Source organism: Albidovulum salinarum, from assembly GCF_025673475.1.
GTDB classification, from domain to species: Bacteria; Pseudomonadota; Alphaproteobacteria; order Rhodobacterales; family Rhodobacteraceae; genus Albidovulum; species Albidovulum salinarum.
On record NZ_JAOVQO010000013.1, the window covers coordinates 66,582 to 85,523 of the forward strand.

Annotated in this window: 17 protein-coding genes; 4 read left to right on the top strand and 13 right to left on the bottom strand. The window is 68.7% G+C overall.

The genetic code is table 11. From position 1 onward, the window contains the following. Positions 1–66: 66 nt before the first annotated feature. Positions 67–573 carry an SH3 domain-containing protein gene (locus OEZ60_RS14365; RefSeq protein WP_263337581.1) on the bottom strand — a complete coding sequence of 169 codons (507 nt, stop codon included), beginning with the start codon at positions 571–573 and terminating at the stop codon, positions 67–69. 137 nt (positions 574–710) lie between these two features. Between OEZ60_RS14365 and OEZ60_RS14370 the strand changes: the two genes are divergently transcribed. Continuing rightward, positions 711–1,697, top strand: coding sequence for a 2-hydroxyacid dehydrogenase (locus tag OEZ60_RS14370; RefSeq protein WP_263337583.1), 987 nt, complete (start codon positions 711–713; stop codon positions 1,695–1,697). Between the two features lie 418 nt (positions 1,698–2,115). Here OEZ60_RS14370 and OEZ60_RS14375 read toward each other — a convergent pair whose 3' ends face one another. Then, positions 2,116–3,090, bottom strand: a complete 975-nt coding sequence (locus OEZ60_RS14375) for a quinone oxidoreductase family protein (protein ID WP_263337585.1) — start codon at positions 3,088–3,090, stop codon at positions 2,116–2,118. Between the two features lie 210 nt (positions 3,091–3,300). On the opposite strand from OEZ60_RS14375, the gene OEZ60_RS14380 reads away from it, so the two are divergent. Continuing rightward, on the top strand, positions 3,301–5,799 hold the full coding sequence (locus OEZ60_RS14380; RefSeq protein ID WP_263337586.1) for a GcvT family protein: 2,499 nt from the start codon (positions 3,301–3,303) through the stop codon (positions 5,797–5,799). A gap of 79 nt (positions 5,800–5,878) precedes the next feature. On the opposite strand, the gene OEZ60_RS14385 is transcribed toward OEZ60_RS14380, so the two are convergent. From OEZ60_RS14385 to coaBC, 7 genes are all read right to left on the bottom strand, one after another. Further along, positions 5,879–6,223: a carboxymuconolactone decarboxylase family protein gene (locus OEZ60_RS14385; RefSeq protein ID WP_263337589.1), complete on the bottom strand. Its 345-nt coding sequence runs from the start codon at positions 6,221–6,223 to the stop codon at positions 5,879–5,881. 98 nt (positions 6,224–6,321) lie between these two features. Beyond that, a complete protein-coding gene (locus tag OEZ60_RS14390) occupies positions 6,322–7,095 on the bottom strand; it encodes a glycoside hydrolase family 25 protein (RefSeq protein ID WP_263337591.1) in 774 nt (257 codons plus the stop codon). A gap of 44 nt (positions 7,096–7,139) precedes the next feature. Continuing rightward, positions 7,140–8,219: an NAD(P)/FAD-dependent oxidoreductase gene (locus tag OEZ60_RS14395; RefSeq protein ID WP_263337593.1), complete on the bottom strand. Its 1,080-nt coding sequence runs from the start codon at positions 8,217–8,219 to the stop codon at positions 7,140–7,142. A 10-nt stretch (positions 8,220–8,229) separates the two neighbouring features. Continuing rightward, positions 8,230–10,272: a M3 family metallopeptidase gene (locus OEZ60_RS14400; RefSeq protein WP_263337596.1), complete on the bottom strand. Its 2,043-nt coding sequence runs from the start codon at positions 10,270–10,272 to the stop codon at positions 8,230–8,232. 131 nt (positions 10,273–10,403) lie between these two features. Then, the gene (locus tag OEZ60_RS14405) at positions 10,404–11,426 is read right to left on the bottom strand and encodes a HesA/MoeB/ThiF family protein (RefSeq protein WP_263337599.1); all 1,023 of its coding nucleotides are present in this window, start codon (positions 11,424–11,426) and stop codon (positions 10,404–10,406) included. Then, positions 11,423–11,890, bottom strand: coding sequence for a dUTP diphosphatase (dut, locus tag OEZ60_RS14410; RefSeq protein ID WP_263337602.1), 468 nt, complete (start codon positions 11,888–11,890; stop codon positions 11,423–11,425). Before dut ends, OEZ60_RS14405 begins: the two co-directional genes overlap by 4 nt. Positions 11,891–11,939: 49 nt before the next feature. Continuing rightward, complete coding sequence (coaBC, locus tag OEZ60_RS14415; RefSeq protein WP_263337604.1) at positions 11,940–13,145, bottom strand: bifunctional phosphopantothenoylcysteine decarboxylase/phosphopantothenate--cysteine ligase CoaBC; 1,206 nt, start codon at positions 13,143–13,145, stop codon at positions 11,940–11,942. A 156-nt stretch (positions 13,146–13,301) separates the two neighbouring features. Here coaBC and OEZ60_RS14420 point away from each other — a divergent pair, with 156 nt between their 5' ends. Further along, positions 13,302–14,171: a glutathione S-transferase gene (locus OEZ60_RS14420; RefSeq protein ID WP_263337607.1), complete on the top strand. Its 870-nt coding sequence runs from the start codon at positions 13,302–13,304 to the stop codon at positions 14,169–14,171. A gap of 53 nt (positions 14,172–14,224) precedes the next feature. Then, a complete protein-coding gene (locus tag OEZ60_RS14425) occupies positions 14,225–15,739 on the top strand; it encodes a YifB family Mg chelatase-like AAA ATPase (protein WP_263337610.1) in 1,515 nt (504 codons plus the stop codon). Here OEZ60_RS14425 and OEZ60_RS14430 read toward each other — a convergent pair. The 4 genes from OEZ60_RS14430 to rsmI form a co-directional block, all read right to left on the bottom strand. After that, positions 15,705–16,628, bottom strand: coding sequence for an alpha/beta hydrolase (locus OEZ60_RS14430; RefSeq protein WP_263337612.1), 924 nt, complete (start codon positions 16,626–16,628; stop codon positions 15,705–15,707). The two genes, OEZ60_RS14425 and OEZ60_RS14430, sit on opposite strands and share 35 nt — an antisense overlap. A 17-nt stretch (positions 16,629–16,645) precedes the next feature. Further along, positions 16,646–17,593 carry a glutathione synthase gene (gene gshB / locus OEZ60_RS14435; RefSeq protein WP_263337614.1) on the bottom strand — a complete coding sequence of 316 codons (948 nt, stop codon included), beginning with the start codon at positions 17,591–17,593 and terminating at the stop codon, positions 16,646–16,648. 71 nt (positions 17,594–17,664) lie between these two features. Next, positions 17,665–18,018: a YraN family protein gene (locus OEZ60_RS14440; RefSeq protein ID WP_263337722.1), complete on the bottom strand. Its 354-nt coding sequence runs from the start codon at positions 18,016–18,018 to the stop codon at positions 17,665–17,667. After that, positions 18,015–18,875 carry a 16S rRNA (cytidine(1402)-2'-O)-methyltransferase gene (gene rsmI, locus OEZ60_RS14445; RefSeq protein ID WP_263337617.1) on the bottom strand — a complete coding sequence of 287 codons (861 nt, stop codon included), beginning with the start codon at positions 18,873–18,875 and terminating at the stop codon, positions 18,015–18,017. Before rsmI ends, OEZ60_RS14440 begins: the two co-directional genes overlap by 4 nt. Positions 18,876–18,942 lie beyond the last annotated feature (67 nt).

Consider the following 18,942-nt stretch of genomic DNA (forward strand, 5'->3'; position numbering starts at 1 on the left):
TGACCTAGAGGGGCGGGAAGCCGCTTCCTGGCCACGCCGCGCGACAGCCGGGCGCCGCGGTTGAGCTCACTCGCGAATCTCGTCCGGCGCGACGCCCCAGAGCGCTTCCTTGGCGACCCAGCCCTTTTCGCCGCCGGCGCTGATCCGGCACCAGCCGGGATTGCATTCGCCAAGCCAGCCGATCACCCCGGCCTCGGCCTCGGCCACGACCCGCGCGGCGGGGTCGGGCTGGACCCGCATCGCGGTCCTGTCCACCTCGAACATCACGGTGCGGGCGCCCGACAGGAGGGTGTAGTAGATCCAGCCGCCCTGCCCCTCGCTGTCCTCGACCCGGCGCCAGTGCTCGAATTCGGCCGTGACCCGGAGCGGCATGTCGCGGTGGCGGAACACCCAGTCGATCCGGTGCTCAAGGCTCGGCCCGCGGCGCACGTTACCCTCCGCCGCCTTGAGCGAGACGAAGCGCGGCAGCGGCAGGTTCGTCACCGGCCCGCGCAAGGTCTCCGCCGCTGCCGCAGCGGTCACCGCGCCGCCGCAACAGATGATCGACGCGATCAGCGCCCGCAGCGCGCGCATTGTGTACACTCGTCCGCTCATGTCCTGCCCGATATTCGCCCGCCGTGGCGAGCGCCGTCTTTCGGGGCTTGTGACTTGCCCCGTTGCGCTGCACTTTGCCAGTAGCAACGCGCCGTTGGAAGAGAGGAGACAAGTCCATGGGATCGCAGCGCCTGACTGTTGTCGTCACGCGACGCTTGCCCGAGGTCGTCGAGACGCGGATGAAGGAACTCTTCGATGTCGAGTTGCGCGACCCCGACACCCGGATGACCCGCGAGGAACTGGCGGCCGCGATGCGGCGGGCGGACGTTCTGGTGCCCTGCGTCACCGACCATATCGACAGCAACCTTCTCGCCCAGGCCGGTGAAAGGCTGAAGCTGATCGCCAACTACGGCGCGGGCGTCGACCATATCGACGTCCATTCGGCGCGCCAGCGCGGGGTGCTCATCTCCAACACGCCCGGCGTCGTGACCGAGGACACGGCCGACATGACGATGGCGCTGATCCTCGCCGTCACCCGGCGAATCCCCGAAGGGCTTGCGGTGATGCAGTCGGGCCAGTGGCAGGGCTGGGCACCCACCGCCTTCATGGGCGGCCGGGTCGGCGGGCGCAGGCTCGGCATCCTCGGCATGGGCCGGATCGGCACCGCCGTGGCCCGCCGTGCCGCCGCCTTCGGCATGCAGATCCATTACCACAACCGCAAGCGCCTTCGCCCCGAGCAAGAGGCGGAGGTCGAGGCCACCTATTGGGAGAGCCTCGACCAGATGGTGAGCCGGATGGACGTGATCTCGGTCAACTGCCCGCACACGCCGGCGACCTTCCACCTGATGAACGCGCGCCGGTTGCGGCTGATGAAGCCAACCGGCGTCATCGTGAACACCTCGCGCGGCGAGGTGATCGACGAGAACGCGTTGACACGGATGCTGCGCGCGGGCGAGATCGCCGGCGCCGGTCTCGACGTCTACGAGCACGGCAAGGACATCAACCCGCGCCTGCGCGAACTCAGCAACGTCGTGCTGCTGCCGCATATGGGCTCGGCGACCGTCGAAGGGCGGACCGAGATGGGCGAGAAGGTGATCATCAACATCAAGACCTTCGCAGACGGCCACCGCCCGCCCGACCTCGTGGTGCCGGGAATGCTCTGAAGCCTTGATTTTTTCGCCCCGCTGCCACGATTAGGCGCCGCACGGCGGATATCATCCGCAGGTGTTAAGTGCGAGGTGTTGTGGTGGATCGATTTCCGGTTCTTGTGTTTTGTGCGATTCTGGTTCTCACGACGACTGGTCTCGACTACTTTTTGGCGCGCAGGGCACACCCTGACGAGCCCTACGGGTTTAGGACTCATCTGTCGCTGCGTTTCAACGGCCTTATCGGCGCCTCTGGATCGGATAGCGAGCGGGCTGAAGCAGACATAAGGGAAGCTCCCTCCTCCAAGCCGCGCGCGACGGACGCCCCGCTGGACGCTTCGGAATGCACGCGGAAGTCCGGCTCCAAGTTCTGCGAAACGTCCGAGAACTGACCTCCGCGATATGTGAGGTACGACGACTCCGCGCCGCGGGGCGGTCAGAGGGTCAGGACAGTCGAGCCCGTGGTCCGCCGCGCCTCCAGCGCGCGGTGGGCTTCGGCGACGTCCGCAAGCGCGAATCTCTGGCCGATCTCGATCCTTACGGCGCGCGAGGTGATCTTGCCAAAGAGCCGCGCCGCCATCTCTTGGCAGGTCGCGTGATCGGCGATATGGGTGAAGATCGTCGGGCGGGTGATCTTCAGCGATCCCTTGGCGGCGAGCGTCATGATGTTCAGCGGCGGCACCGGCCCCGAGGCGGCGCCGAACGAGATCATCATGCCGAGCGGACGGAGCGAATCGAGCGACCCCTCGAACGTGTCCTTTCCGACCGAATCCATTACCACATGAACCCCGCGCCCCTCCGTGATCTCGCGCACACGCGGAGCGAAGTCGCCCTCGCGGTAGTTGATCGCATGGGCGGCGCCGTGTTCGAGCGCCATCTGGCATTTCTCGTCCGAGCCCGCCGTGGCGATCAGGTTGATGCCCTCGGACCGCGCCCACTGGCAGGCGATGAGGCCGACACCACCGGCCGCGGCGTGGAAGAGCACCCAGTCGCCCTTCGCGATCGGCGTGGTGCGGTTGAAGAGGTAGTCGACCGTCAGACCCTTCAACATCGCCGCCGCGCCCTCCTCGAAGGAGATCCCGTCCGGCAGCCTGCAGACCTGCGCGGCGGGCATCACGCGGGCCTCGGCATAGGCGCCCGGCGGCTGACAGGCATAGGCGGCGCGGTCGCCCGGCTTCAGATGGGTGACACCCTCGCCGACCGCCTCGACGATGCCGGCCGCCTCCATCCCGAGCGCCGCCGGCAGCGGCAGCTTGTAGAGCCCATCGCGCTGGTAGACGTCGATGAAATTGAGCCCGCAGGCCCGGTGGGCGATGCGGATCTCGCCCGGCCCCGGCGCGCCGACCTCGCGGTCCACGAGCCTCAGCACCTCCGGTCCGCCGTGGGTATCGATGATCACCGTGCGCGCCATGTGCTATACTCCCGTCGTGGTTCCCGTTTGCCGAAGTTGTAGGCGCCCGCGCAGCCGCGGTCGAGTGCCGAGGCCGGCGCGAGAAGGGTCTAGCGCGTCCCCGACCTGCGCACATGTCGTTTTTCCTCCGGTTTAGGTCGGGCTGACATTTCCGCTATTCTGCGGCTCTGGCAGATAGGGGCCAGAAAATTGACCCGAGGAGTCGGCCCGATGAAAACCCATGTCAAAGCCCTTGTCGTCGGCGGCGGTGCCGTCGGTACCGGGATTGCCTATCACCTGGCCAAAGCCGGCTGGGACACGATGCTCCTGGAGCGCGACGAGCTGACCTCGGGCTCGACCTGGCACGCCGCCGGTCTGCTGCCGCTCTTCAACATGAGCTACGCGACGACCCACATCCACAAGTACTCGGTCGACTTCTACAAGACGCTCGAGGCCGAAACCGGGCTGAACGCGGGTTTCTACGTCGTCGGCAACCTGCGCATGGCGCAGACGCAGGAGCGCATGGACGAATACATGCTCTACTCCTCGGTCGCCGAGACCTGCGACGTCTACCATGAATTCATGACCCCGAAAGAGATCAAGGAGCGCTGGCCGCTGGTCCGCACCGAGGATCTGAAGGGCGCGATCTTCCATCCGCAGGACGGCTATATCAACCCCGCCGACGTGACCCAGGCGATGGCCAAGGGCGCGCGCCAGCTGGGTGTCACGATCGAGCGCAAGTGGCAGGTCGATGGCTACAAGTGGACCGGCTCCGAGTGGCAGGTCACCTGCACGAAGATGGTCGAGAAGGGCGGCAACCTCGTCCCCTCCGAAGAACAGACCGTTATCACCGCCGAGCATGTCGTCACCGCGACCGGCAACCACGCCCAGCGCACCGCGCGGCTTCTGGGTATCAAGATCCCGGCGATCCCGGTCGAGCACCAGTATATCGTGACCGAGCCGGACCCGATGCTGCAGGAATACCGCAAGAACAACCCCGAGCACCCGGTGCTGCGCGACGCGGACGCCAAGTGGTATGTCCGCGAGGAGCGCGGTGGCTGGATCCTTGGCCCCTATGAGCGCAATGCGCCGGCCCGCTTCCTCTACGACGTGCCGGAATCGTTCCGCGCTGACCTCTTCCCGCTCGACCTGGAGCGGATCGAGGCCGAATACATGTCGATGATCCACCGGATTCCGTCCTCGGAGACCGTCGGCCTCAAGGACGACTTCAACGGCCCGATCTGCTACACGCCGGACGGCAACCCGCTGGTCGGTCCCGCACCGGGCCTGCGCAACATGTGGCTCGCCGAGGGCTTCTCGTTCGGCATCACCGCCGCAGGCGGCACCGGCTACTACCTCGCGCAGATGATGGTCAACGGCGAAGCCGAGATCGACATGGCCTCGCTCGATCCGAAGCGTTACGGCTCGTGGATGACGACCGAATACGCGGCGCGCAAGAACGAGGAATGCTATGAGCACGTCTTCATCCTGCACCACCCGGACGAAGAGCGCGAAGCCTGCCGCCCGCTGCGCACGGCCCCGGTCTATGACCGCCAGAAGGCGCTTGGCGCGCAGTTCGGTCAGGTCAACGGCTGGGAACGCCCGAACTATTACGGCCCGAAGGATGCGCCCGAGTCGTTCGACCATGACTCGCGTTCCTTCCGCCGTGGCAGCTGGTGGCAATATGCCGTGGACGAAGCCAAGGCGATCCGCGAGACCGCTGGCCTGATCGACGCGACCGCCTTTACCAAGCACATCGTGCGGGGCCCGGGTGCGACGGCGTTCCTCGACTGGTTCACCTGCAACGCGCTGCCGAAGGTCGGCCGCATCAACCTGACCTATGCGCTGACGCCCACGGGGACGACGCGGACGGAATACACGATCGTGCGCAACGGCGAGAACGACTACTACCTCGTCTCCGCCGGTGCCTGGACCGCCTATGACGCCGACTACCTGAAGAAGTCGATCGAGGACTTCATCGCGAACGGCGGCGCGCATGTGGACATGCATGACGTCACCACCCAGTGGGGCGTCTTCGCCATTGCCGGTCCGAAGTCGCGCGACATCCTGAAGGAGATCATCAAGGATGCCGAGCCGGAGACGGCGCTGTCGAACAAGCGTTTCCCCTGGCTCTCGGCCCGCAAGGTCGAGCTCGGCATGTGCCCGGTCAACGCGATCCGCGTGGCCTATACCGGGGAGCTTGGCTGGGAGCTTCACCACCCGATCGAGATGCAGCGCTACCTCTGGGATCTGCTGCTCAAGGCGGGCGAGAAGCACGGCATGAAGCTCGTCGGCGCCCGCGCCCAGAACTGGCTCCGCCAGGAGAAGTCCTACCGCGCCTTCGGCACCGAGCTCGGCCGCGACGCGACGCCCGCCGAGGCCGGTCTCGACCGCTTCATCGATCTCTCGAAGGACTTCCAGGGCAAGCAGGCGATGATCGACACCGGTGTGCGCTTCAAATGCGTCACCCTGCTGATCGACGGGCCGTCGGACACCGATCCCTGGGGCAAGGAAGCGCTCCTCGTCGACGGCAAGAAGGTCGGCCGCCTGACCTCGGGCGGCTACTCGGTGGCGTTCAACAAGCAGATCGGCATGGGTTATGTCAGCCCGGAACTGGCGGAAGTCGGCACCAAGCTGAAGGTGCGGATGCTGCGCCAGGAATGGGATGCCGTGGTCGTCGAGGACAGCCCGTTCGACCCGTCGAACGAGCGCATCCGCGTCAACGGCTGATCCTGCGGTCAAGGCCGGGGGCGCTGCCCCCGGACCCCCGGGATATTTCGGAAAAGAAGAAGGGGCCGGGAGACCGGCCCTATTCCTTTGCCGCCGCCAGTTCGTCCCAGCAGGCGAGGGCTGCTGCGGAGTACATCAGCGTCGGCCCGCCCCCCATCTGGATCGCCATCGCGAGCACGTCGCCCAGCTCCGCGCGGGTGGCGCCGGCCTTCATCAGCGCCTCGACGTGGAAGTTGATGCAGGGCTCGCAACGCAGCGCGACCGCCATGCCGAGCGCGACATATTCCTTTTCCTTGACGCTCAGGGGACCGTTGTCCTTCACCGCGGCCGAGAGCTGCGAAAAGCCCTCGGTCGCGGCGGGAATGGTCCTGTAGAGCGTACGCAGCTCGGCGCGTGTCGCTTTGATCTCGTCGATGTAGCTCATCTCGGCCTCCGGTAACCTGTCAGCGCCCAGTCGCACGGGCGTGAGAGACCGGCCTTGACCTGCGTCAAGTTATTCCAGAAATGGAATGTGACGTAACGTCAGAGACTGCGCCGCGCGAGCCAGGCGGACCAGGCAGCCTCGGAGCCCGCGAAGGCGTTGAGGTCGGCCTCGCCGGAAATGCCCGGAACCACGCCGGTGCCGGTATATTGCCAGAAGCTCCAGTCCTGGCCGGGATACTTGATGCTCGGGTGGCCGGCCACCGAGCGCAGCCAGAACTCCTCGCCGCGGAGCTTCCAGAGCTCGTTGTCGCGCCAGAAGTCGACCGCGGTGTAGATCACCGGGCGCTGGCCAAAGCGGGCGCCGACGATGCGCTGGAAGGTCTCGATCTCGGAGCGGATCACCTCCGGATCCGGACGCGAGCGGCAGGTCCGCGAAGTGTTGTTCCACTCGACGTCGAGGACCGGCGGCAGCGTGCCGCGTTCGGCCGGGACGTTGGCGATGAACCACTGCGCCTGTTCGACCGCCGAACGGCAGAGGTAGTAGAAGTGATAGGCGCCGCGCGGGATGCCGGCCTGGGCGGCGCCCGCCCAGTGCTGGAAGAACAGCGGATCGGCGTAGTCGCCGCCCTCGGTCGCCTTGATGAAGGCGAAGGAGACGCCGGAGCCCCTGACCCGGTGCCAGTCGACCGCGCCCTGGTATCGCGAGACGTCGACGCCGTGTACCGGGTGGTGCGCGGGCGTGATGCCGCGCCAGTCATAGGGGTCGATGTCGCTGAACCGCTGCGGGATACCGGCGACGCGGCCATTGCCGCCGCCGCATCCGGCCATAGCGAGAAGGGTGAGTACTGCCAGAAACCGCCCGATCGGCCGCATTGTTCTGTCCCTTTTTTATTTTCTTGCCTGTTCGAAACAGGATGTCACGAAAACCGCTTCGGCGAAAGGGCGCTCACGGTGGCGGCGTCGATTTCCGGGGCGCGCCCGGCGATCAGATCGCCGGCAAGACGGCTCGCGGCCGGCGCGGTCTGGAAGCCGTAGCCGCCCTGCCCGGCGAGCCAGAAGAAGGAAGGTTCGGCAGGGTCAGGGCCGATAACCAGCACCCGGTCGGGCGCGAAGGTCCTGAGGCCCGCCCAGGAAGCGAGAAGCCGGGTCACGGGTTCGCTGACCATCGCCTCGTAGCGCGCGAGGCCCTCGGCCAGCACCATGTCGTCGGCCCAGGCGTCGTGCGGATGGGTCGGATCCTCCTCGGCCGGCGAGACGATGAGCGCGCCGGCATCGGGCTTGGCATACCAGGTCTCACCCGCGCCCATGACAAGCGGCCAGCGCGAGACATCATGCCCGCCGGGCGCGGGGATCCGCGCCATCGAGCGGCGGTGCGGCGTGAGGCCGATCGGTCGCAGCCCGGCCAGGCCGGCGATGGTATCGGCCCAGGCGCCGGCGGCATTGACGAGAATGCGTCCCGCGAAAGCGCCCTCTGCCGTCTCGGCGCGCCAGATGCCGCCCTCGCGGTCAAGCCCGGTGACGCGGGCGCCGGTGACGATCCGCCCGCCTGCCGCCCTCGCCTCACGCGCGAAGTCCTGGATCAGCCGGTCGGTGTCGATGTCCCAGGCGTGGTCGGCGAAGGCGGCGCGGGAAAGCGCTTCGGCCCTGAGCACCGGCAGTCTGGCCAGCGCGTCGGCAACCGCGATCTCGTCGAGGCCGAGCGCGGCGCGGTCGGTCTCGAAGGCAGCGTCCTCCCCTGCCCCCGCGACCAGCATCATGCCGCGCGGGCTGAGCACGCCGCCATTGGCGTGGCGCAGATGCGCCTCGCTCGCGAGCGACAGAGCAACGACCGGCGCGCGGCCGTAATAGGGCTCGAAGAGCGCGGCGGAGCGGCCGGACGTGTGGTAGGCGAGGTGATACTCGGCCTCGAGCAGCGTCACCGTGCCCAGCGACGCAAGTCGCGCGACGGCGGAGATGCCGGCGATCCCGCCGCCGACGATGAGAAAGTCGCTCTCCACCCCGCCCCCTTCAGGCCCGCTCGGGCACGGTTTCCGCAAGCAGGCCGCGGCCTTTCAGGAGCGGCTCCACCCCCGGCATCCGGCCGCGGAATGCCGCGTAGAGATCCTCGGCCTCCCGCGAGCCGCCGGCCGAGAGGATGTTCGCCTCCAGCCGTTGCGCGGTGGCGGGGTCGAAGGCGTCGCCCGCCTCCCGGAACGCCTCGAATGCATCGGCATCCATCACCTCGGACCACATGTAGCTGTAATAGCCCGAGGAATAGCCGTCCCCGGCGAAGACATGGGCGAAATGCGGCGTCGCGTGGCGCATGCGGATCGCGTGCGGCATGCCGATCCCGGCCAGCACCTCGGCCTGCAGCGCCATCGGATCGGCCGGCGCCGCGCCCTCGTGGAACGAGAGATCGACGAGCGCCGAGGCGACGTATTCTACCGTGGCAAAGCCCTGATCATAGGTCGAGGCTGCGAGCAGACGGTCACGCAGCGCCGCCGGGATCGGCACCCCGGTCCGGGCATGTCGGGCGAAGCGGTCGAGCACCTCGGGCACTTCGAGCCAGTGCTCGAAAAGCTGGCTCGGCAGTTCCACGAAATCGCGCGCGACCGAGGTGCCGGAGATGAAGCCGTAAGTCACGTCCGACAGCATCGCGTGGAGCGCATGGCCGAACTCGTGAAAGAGCGTGCGTGCATCGTCCCAAGACAGAAGCGCGGGCTCCCCCCTGGCCGGCTTGGCGAAGTTGCAGACATTGACGACGACGGGCCGCTGCGCCACCCCGAGCTTGCGCTGGCTGCGGAAGGAAGAACACCAGGCGCCGGACCGTTTCGAGGCCCGCGCGAAATAGTCGCCGATGAACACCGCGACATGGTTTCCGTCGCGGGTAACTTCCCAGGCCCGGGCATCGGGGTGATAGAGCGCCACGTCGAGCGGCCGGAACGCCAGCCCGAAGAGCCGCGCGGCACAGTCGAAGGCGGCCTCGATCATGGTCTCGAGCCCGAAATAGGGCTTCAGTTCGCCCTCATCGAGCTCATGCTCGAAAAGCCGGCGCTTCTCGGCATAATAGCGCCAGTCCCAGGCTTCGAGATCGCCGTTGATCCCGTCCGCGTGCATCATGGCGGTGAGGACAGCAGCATCGGCCTCTGCCTTCCCCTTCGCGGGCTCCCAGACCCGCATCAGGAGATCGCGCACCGCCTCCGGGGTCTTGGCCATCTCGGGTTCGAGCTTGTAGGCGGCGAAGCTTTCGTAGCCGAGGAGCTTCGCCCGCTCCTCGCGGAGCGCGAGGATCTCGGTGGCAATCGCCCGATTATCGGTCGCGCCGCCACTCTCGCCGCGCGCGACCCAGGCCGCATAGGCCGTCTCCCGCAGATCGCGGCGCGACGAGAACTGCAGGAACGGCACGACGAGCGAGCGGTTGAGCGTGAGCATGTGCCCCCCGGCCCCACGCTCCTCCGCCGCGGCCTTCGCGGCGGCGACGACGAAATCCGGCAGCCCCGCGAGATCGGCCTCCGCGAGCGGCATCGCCCAGTCGCGCTCATCGGCAAGGAGGTTCTGGGTGAAGGCGGTCGAGAGCACCGCAAGACGCTCCTTCACCGCGGCCATCCGCGCCCGCCCCGCCTCGTCCAGCGCCGCACCCGCGCGGACGAACATGCGCCGGTAAAGCTCCAGCACCCGTGCCTGCTCCGCATTCAGGCCAAGCGTGTCCCGCGCGGCCCAGAGCGCCTCGATCCGGGCGAAGAGCGCGGCATTCATCGTCACTTCGGAGGCGAAAGCCGCGAGCTTCGGCGCCAGGTCGCGCTGCAACGCCTCGCGTTCGGGCGTCGATTCGGCGCCTGCGAGGTTGAAGAACACCGCCGAAACCCGGTCGAGCGCCTCTTCCGCCAGTTCCAGCGCCTCGACTGTATTCGCGAAACTGGCCGGTTGCGATGAACCGGCGATCGCCGCGACATTGGCACGGGCCTCGGCCAACGCGGCCTCGAAGGCGGGGGCGAAATCGGCGTCGCGGATCTCGGCGAAGGGCGGCAGCGCGAAGGCGCCGGTCCAGGGCTGAAGCAGCGGATTGGTCATGGGGCGGTCTCCTTTGCCGGGTGAAGCTAGGCACAGGCACCGGCAAAGGCCAGAACCCTTTCCCACTTTCTGTCCCGAAATACTCCCGCCGGAGGCCGGGCCGAGGGGGCTCGACGCCCCCGAGGACCGTCCTACCCGCAGACCGCGCAGCCCGGACTGCGCTTCAGCATGATCTGGCGGCTCTCGCCGTAAAGCGCGTCGTAGATCAGCATCCGGCCCCGCAGCCCCTCGCCCGCACCGGTGATCTCCTTGATCGCCTCGACCGCCATCATCGAGCCGACCACGCCCGGCAGCGCCCCCATCACCCCCGCCACGGCGCAGGCGGGCGCCAGCCCGTCGGCGGGCCGCTCGGGGAAGATGCAGGCATAGCAGGGCGCCCCCTTCGCGGGATCGTAAAGGCTGATCTGCCCCTCCCACTGGGTGATCGCCGCCGAGAGGAGCGGGCGCTTCGCCGCCACCGCCGCCGCGTTCACCATGTAGCGCGTGTCGAAATTGTCGGACCCGTCGAGGATGAGATCGTATTCCGCGAAAAGCGCCTCCGCCTCGGCCGCGCCGAGCCGCCGGTTGTAGGGCTTGACGGTGATGAAGGGATTGAGCGCCGTCATCGCTCCTTCAGCGGAAAAGACCTTGGGCTGGCCGATCCTTGCGTCTGTATGGATTACCTGCCGCTGCAGGTTGGAATTCGACACCTCGTCATCGTCGATCACCCCGATCGTGCCGACCCCGGCCGCCGCGAGATAAAGGAGCGCGGGCGAGCCGAGCCCACCTGCGCCGATCACCAGCACCTTCGCCTCCTTCAGCCGGCGCTGGCCCATGCCGCCGACCTCGCGCAGCACGATGTGGCGGGCATAGCGGTCAAGCTCCGCGGTCGAGAACGTGCCGCCCTCGGCAACCGCGACCGGCCGCGCCCGGTTCTTGAGCTGCACCAGCACGGCGCGGTAGAGAAGGACCAGCGCCCCCCCAAGACCGAGCGCCGCCCAGGACCGCCAGTCCCCGCCGAGCGCCGCGGCCAGCGGATGGCCGGACGGCAAGGCGAGATGCGCGACCAGAACGCCAAGCCAGAGCATCCCGAGCATCCCTAGCACGACCCGGCCCGGCAGCCGCAGCACGAACCCGAGCGCGACCAGCGCGGCGGCGATCAGAGCAACCATCATCGCGCGCCCGTCGAGCCGAAACCGCCCCCGCCGCGCGCGGTGTCCCCAAGCTCCGCCGCCTCGGCAAAACCCGCCTGCACCACCGGCGCGACGACGAGCTGCGCGATCCGGTCGCCGTGACCGACCACAAAGGGCTCGGCCCCGAGATTGATCAGGATCACCCCGAGCGGCCCGCGATAGTCGCTGTCGATCGTGCCCGGCGTGTTCGGGAGCGATATCCCGTGCTTCAGCGCGAGGCCCGAGCGCGGCCGGACCTGCACCTCGAACCCCTCCGGGATCTCGAGCCGCAGCCCGGTCGGCACCAGCCGCCGCGCAATCGGGGCAAGCACGAGCCCCCCCGCCCGCTCCGCCTCGGGCAGGTTCGCGCGGACATCGGCCCCCGCCGCCCCCGCCGTCGCATAGGACGGCAGCGGCACCGCCGGATCGGCCCATTCCTCGCGCAGAACCCGGATCGTGGGTCGCATCGCTTGCCCCTTCATCTTGCCGAAAATATCCCCGCCGGAGGCATCCGCCCTATCCGCCCGCGCCAAGCGCCCCGGCGATCCGCGTCGCGAGCCGTCGCGCCACCTCGTCCTTCGGCAGCCGCGGCCATTCCTCGGCGCCACTTTCCGTGATCAACGTCACCGCGTTCTCGGTGCCGCCCATGATCCCGGTCGCGGGCCGCACGTCATTGGCGACGATCCAGTCGCATTTCTTGCGCGCCCGCTTCGCCGTCGCATGGGCGACCACGTCGTCCGTCTCGGCCGCAAAACCCACGACCAGCCCCGGTCGCCCCTTGTTCCGCTGCGCCACCGTCGCGAGGATGTCCGGGTTCTCGGCAAAATCCAGCGCCGGCGCCTTGCCGGAGCCGTCCTTCTTCATCTTCGATCCCGCCGCGTTGGCCACCCGCCAGTCGGCCACCGCCGCCGCACAGATGACGGCATCGGCGGGCAGGGCCGCCTCGACCGCCGCCAGCATCTCCACCGCGGTCTCGACCCGAACCACCTCGACCCCGCCCGGTGCCGGCACCGCCGCCGGGCCGGTCACGAAGGTCACCCGCGCCCCGAGGTCGCGCAAAGCCCGCGCCAGCGCCGTGCCCTGTGCGCCCGAGGAGCGGTTGGCGATGTAGCGTACCGGGTCGATCGGCTCGTGCGTCGGCCCCGAGGTCACGATCACATGCCGCCCGGCGAGCGGCCCGTCGCCCAGCACCGCCTCGACCGCCGCGACGATCTCCAGCGGTTCCGCCATCCGCCCCGGCCCGTATTCGCCGCAGGCCATGTCGCCCTCGCTCGGTCCGACGAGGCGGATGTCGTCGGCCCTGAGCGTGGCGATGTTGCGCTGCGTCGCCCGATGCAGCCACATCCGCACGTTCATCGCCGGCGCGATTAGCACCTTCTTGTCGGTCGCCATCAGCAGCGTCGAGGCGAGATCGTCGGCATGCCCCCCGGCCATCTTCGCCATCAGGTCCGCCGTTGCCGGGGCGACGACCACCAGGTCCGCCGCTCGACTAAGCTCGATATGCCCCATCTCGGCCTCGTCGGTCAGGTCGAAGAGATGCCGGTAGCATTTCTCGCCCGCCAGAGCCGCCACCGACAGCGGCGTCACGAATTCCTCGCCCGCCCGCGTCAGCACCGGCGTCACCGAGGCGCCCCGCTCCCGGAGCCGCCGGATCAGGTCGAGCGCCTTGTAGGCCGCGATGCCGCCGCCGATGATCAGAAGGATGCGCTTGCCCGAAAGCATGGAGGCCTCACTCGCTGGGGTTCCCAAGGATTAGGTCGCGCCCGGGCGGAAGACAAGCCGCGTGGGCCATCACGGACCGTGATGGCGACACCCACAAAGATGAACGTGACGCCGGATCGCCCCTCGGGCTAGCAAGCGGGAAAACGGAGGCACGACATGACCTATCACCTCGCCATCGGCGACCGCTCCCACTCGAGTTGGTCGCTGCGCGGCTGGCTTCTCTTCGAGAAATTCGGCCTGCCCGTCGAATGCCATTCCGGCGTGCTCTACACTGACGACTTCGACCGCCTGCTCGCCGAATTCGCCCCAGCCCGGCTCGTGCCCGCGCTGCGCCTGCCCGACAGCGAGGTGATCGGCGAAAGCCTCGCCATCGCCGAGACGCTCGCCGAACGCCACCCCGATGCGCGGCTCTGGCCCGAGGACCCCGCCGCCCGCGCGATGGCGCGCTACATGGCGGCCGAGATGTGCGCGGGCTTCTCCGCGCTCAGGGGCGCCTGCCCGATGAATCTCCTGAAAAGCTACGCCGACAGCGCGCCGCGCGCCGAGGTGCTGGCTGACCTCGACCGGATCGAACGCATCTGGGCCCGCGCCCGCGAGAGGTTCGGCGGAGAGAGCCCGTGGCTCTTCGGCCGCTACACCGCCGCCGACGCCTTCTTCTCCCCGGTGGCGACCCGGATCGCCAGCTACAACCTTCCTGTATCGGCGGCGGCGATGGACTATGTGACCGCGCATCTCGCCGACCCCGCCTTCCGCCGCTGGCGGGCAATGGGCGAGGCCGAGAACCGCCTCCAGCCGAGCTATGCCATGCCCTATCCCGAGCGCCCCTGGCCCGGCCCCGCGCCGCTTCCCGCAACGGCCGCCGACGGCCCCTCCGAAAACGCGGTCTGCCCCTATTCCGGCAAGCCGGTGACCGACTTCCTCCGCCTCGACGGCCGCGTCTGGGGCTTCTGCAATCCGTTCTGCCGCGACAAGACGCTCCACGACCCCGAAGCCTGGCCCGCCTTCATGGCAATGATCGCGCGTTAACCATTCCTAAACCCCGCCCGAGTAGCCGTTAACCAGTTGGAAGGGGACGGCGGATGGTGGCGCGCACCTACACGGTGGCATTCGAGGGCGTGGAGGCGCGCATCGTCGAGGTCCAATGCGCGGTCGCGACAGGCATGCCGGCCTTCGCGGTCGTCGGCCTGCCCGACAAGGCGGTGAGCGAAGCGCGCGACCGGGTCCGCGCGGCGCTGACCGCACTTTCGATCGCGCTGCCGTCGAAGCGGATCACGATCAACCTCTCGCCCGCCGACCTGCCGAAGGAGGGCTCGCATTTCGACCTTCCGATCGCGCTGGCACTCCTGGCCGCGATCGACATCCTGCCGCGCGAGGAGGTCGAGGCGACCGTGGCTCTGGGCGAGCTGTCGCTCGACGGCCGGCTCGTCCCGGTGATCGGCGCGCTGCCCGCGGCGATGGCGGCGGCCGAGGAGGAACGGACGCTCCTCTGCCCCAAGGCCTGCGGGCCGGAAGCCGCCTGGGTCGGGGCGACGACGGTGATCGCGGCGTCCTCGCTCGCCGATGTGCTGCGGCACTATACCGGCCAGGCGCCGATCGCGCCCGCGACGCCCGGCGAGGTCCGGCGCGACCCCGCGCACCGCGACCTGCGCGACGTCAAGGGCCAGGAACGCGCCAAGCGCGCGCTGGAGATCGCGGCGGCGGGGCGGCACCATCTGCTGATGGTCGGCACACCCGGCTCCGGCAAGTCGATGCTGGCCGCGCGGATTCCGGGCATCCTGCCGCCGCTGACCGCCGTCGAAGCGCTCGAGACCTCGATGATCCACTCGCTTTCGGGGCTCATCGACGAGGGCGGGATCAGCCGCACCCGCCCCTTCCGCGAGCCGCACCACACCGCCTCGATGGCCGCCATCGTCGGCGGCGGGCGTGGTGCCAAGCCGGGCGAGATCAGCCTCGCCCATAACGGCGTGCTGTTCCTCGACGAGTTCCCGGAATTCCCGCGCGCCGTGCTCGAAACGCTGCGCCAGCCGATCGAGACCGGCGAGGTCGTCGTGGCCCGCGCCAACGCCCATATCCGCTATCCCTGCCGCTTTCTCCTGGTCGCCGCCGCCAATCCCTGCAAATGCGGCTACCTGACCGACCCGTCCCGCGCCTGCGCCCGCGTACCGCAATGCGGGGAGGACTATCTCGGCCGCATCTCGGGGCCGCTGATGGACCGGATCGACCTTCGGGTCGAGGTGCCGCCGGTTGCCTATACCGATCTCGACCTGCCCGAGACCGGGGACGCCTCTGCCACGGTCGCCGAACGCGTCGCCGCCGCGCGGGCGGCGCAGACGGCGCGCTTCGCGGGCCATCCCGAGGTCCGGGTCAATGCCGATGTCGAGGGGCGGCTTCTGGAAGAAGTGGCGTGCCCCGATCCCGAAGGGAGGGACCTGCTCGCCCGCGTCGCGGACCGCTTCGGGCTCTCGGCCCGCGGCTACCACCGGATCCTGCGGGTCGCCCGCACCATCGCCGATCTGGCCGGGTCCGAGGCGGTCCGAAAGCCCCATGTGGCCGAGGCCGTCAGCTACCGGCTGAGCGTTCAGGAGAAGCGGTGAGCCTGCCCCCAGCGAGGCCGAGATGGCGGGCGAGGAAGGTCGCGGCCTGCGCGACGGTTGCATCCGCCTCGGGAATGCGGCCGACGAAGATCGGCCAGGCATGCGGGCTATCGGGGCTGACCTGAAGCTCCGTCTCCACCCCCTCCGCCTCGAGCCTCCGGGCAAGTCGCATCGTGTCATCGAGCAGCACTTCGGTTTCGGAGACCGCGAAGAAGACCGGCGGAGAGGCCGGAAACCCGGCAAAGAGCGGCGAGACGAGCGGGTCGCGCGGATCGTGCCCGGCCAGCGCATGGCCCGCAAGCTCGGCGAGCCGCTCAACCGGCAGAAACGGATCCCGCCCGGCGTTGGTTCGGCAGGAGGCGCCCGATCCCGTCAGGTCCGTCCGGGGCGAAAAGACCGCCACGGCGGCGGGCGGCGTGTGCTCGGCGCAGAGCCGCGCGACCAGCGACAGCGCAAGCCCCCCACCCGCGCTGTCGCCGGCAAGCGCAATGTCGCGGGGTGCGAAACCCGTCTGGCGCAGGTGCCGCCAGGCCGCGTAGGCGTCATCCTGCGCGGCCGGGAAAGGGTGCTCCGGGGCGAGCCGATAGCGCGGCGTGCAGACGGCGATGCCGGCGACCTTCGCGAGCGAGGCCAGCAGGCCGTGATGGGTCCGCGGAGAGCCGGCGATGTAACCGCCGCCGTGAAAGTAGATCAGAACTTTGGGCCGCCCCGCGGCGGGGCGATGCCAGAAAAGCTCTGGAGCCTCTTCAGGATGCTCCCGCTCGACGATGACACCGCTCGGCCGGGCCAGGAACGCCCGCGCGAACCGCTCGAAGCCGCGCCGGGCCGCGAGGGGGTTGGACATGTGGCGAAGCTGCGGCTTGACGACAGCCACCAGGGCGGCGTTCAACAGACGCAGCCGCAGGCTCACCGCGCAGCCAGCTTCGCCTCGATCGCCTCCCAGATCTTTGCCGCGGCATTGGTCCCGTCGAAGCGTTCGAGCTCCTGAATCCCCGTGGGCGAGGTCACGTTGATCTCGGTCAGCCAGTCACCGATCACATCGATCCCGACGAAGACCTGACCCTTCTCGCGCAGCGTCGGCCCGATAGCGGCGCAAATCTCGCGGTCGCGCTCGGTCAGCCCGACCGGCTCCGGCCGGCCACCAACATGCATGTTCGACCGGGTCTCGCCCTCGGCCGGGATCCGGTTGATAGCGCCGACGGGCTCGCCATCGACGAGGATGATGCGCTTGTCGCCCTTGACCACGGCGGGCACATATTTCTGGGCGATGAGCGGCTCGCGGCTGATGCCGATGAAGAGCTCGTGCAGCGACGCGAGATTGCGGTCATTCGGGTCGAGCCGGAACACACCCGCACCGCCATTGCCGTAGAGCGGCTTGAGGATGATGTCGCCGTGACGCGCCTTGAATGCGCGGATTGCATCGAGGTCACGGGCGATCAGCGTCGGCGGCGTGAGCTCCGGGAAGTTGAGGACGAGCAACTTCTCGGGGTAGTTCCGCACCCAGAACGGATCGTTCACCACGAGCGTCTTCGGGTGGATCATGTCGAGAATGTGGGTCGTTGTGATGTAGCCCATGTCGAAGGGCGGATCCTGGCGCAGCCAGACCACGTCGTAATCGGCCAGATCGACCTCGGTCTCGGTTCCGAGCGTGAAGTGGTTCCCTTTTTCGCGCCGCACCTCGAGCGACCAGCCATAAACGGTCACCCGGCCCTCGCGATAGCACAGCCGGCCCGGCGTGTAGTAGAACAGCTCATGCCCGCGCGCCTGCGCCTCGAGCGCGATGCGGAAGGTCGAATCCGCATCGATGTTGATGCGCTCGATGGGATCCATCTGGACCGCGACCTTGAGTGCCATGCGCGTCCGCCTTTCTCTGCTACGACCGGTCCCGATTGATGACCGAGCCGGCGGCGGGATGCAATCCGCGATCAGACTCCGATCGCGTTTCGAACAAGCTCGATCCTGCCCTGGCCATCGACCAGCGCGACGTCGAACCGGACCTCGCTGTTCTGTTCCGCCGGCTCGCCCTCGAGGAACTCCGACGCCGTCCGGTAGATGCGCTCCGCCTGCCGCGCGGACAGCCGCTCGGCCGCGCAGGCGTGGGTTGCCGCGCGCTTGACCTCGATGAAGACCACGACGTTCCCGTCCCGCGCGATCAGGTCGATCTCGCCGCCCCGGCCGCGCCAGCGCCGCGCCGCGATTTGATACCCTGCGCCAGTGTAGAGCGCCTCGACCTGGTCCTCGGCCGCCCGGCCGCCGTGATGGGCGACCGCGCCCGTCAGTCGTCGTCGCCGAGTTTCAGCGCGATCTGGTAGACCTGCCGACGCGGCAAACCGAGCGTTTCCGCGACCACCGCCGCCGCATCCTTCGTCGAATGGCATTCCAGCGCCTCCCTCAGTGCCCGCTCGATCTCCGCCGGATCGGCCGCCCTGGCCCGCGCCCGGTCGATCACGACGGCAATCTCGCCCTTCACGCTCCGATCCGCGAAGGCCGCCGCGAGCTCGGCCAGAGACCCTCGGGTGACTTCCTCGAATCGCTTCGTCAATTCGCGGCAGACCGCAGCCTGCCGTTCCGCTCCGAAGCTTACCGCCAGATCCGCTAACAATTCCCGAATCCGCTTGGGCGATTCGTAGAGGATCAGCGTCGCCGGAACCGCGGCCAGTTCCGCCAGCCACTGCCGCCTCTGGCCCGCACCCGACGGCGGGAAACCGGCGAACATGAACCTGTCCGATGGCAGGCCCGAAACGGTGAGCGCCGCCAGCGCCGCCGACGGCCCCGGCGCGGCGATGACGAGGTGCCCTGCCGCGATCGCGGCGCGCCCGAGCTGATAGCCGGGATCGGCCACGAGCGGCGTGCCGGCCTCGGAGGCATAGGCGACCGACTTGCCCTCGGCCAAGGCCGCGAGGATCCGCGGCCGGACCCTTTCGCCGTTGTGATCATGATAGGACCAGAGCGGGCGATCGCCGAGTGCGATGCCGTGGATATCCATCAGGTGCCGCAGGGTCCGCGTGTCTTCCGCCGCGATCACGTCGGCGCTCGCGAGGATGTCGAGTGCCCGGAGCGTGACGTCGCGCGCGGCGCCGATCGGCGTCGCCAGAAAGTAGAGGCCCGGGGCCAGTGTCTGTGCTTGGCCGGTCATCGCCGTTCTTGATGCTCCTGCGTTTACTTCGTCCGGCGGAACGCATAGTCTCGCCGGCACCCTGCGC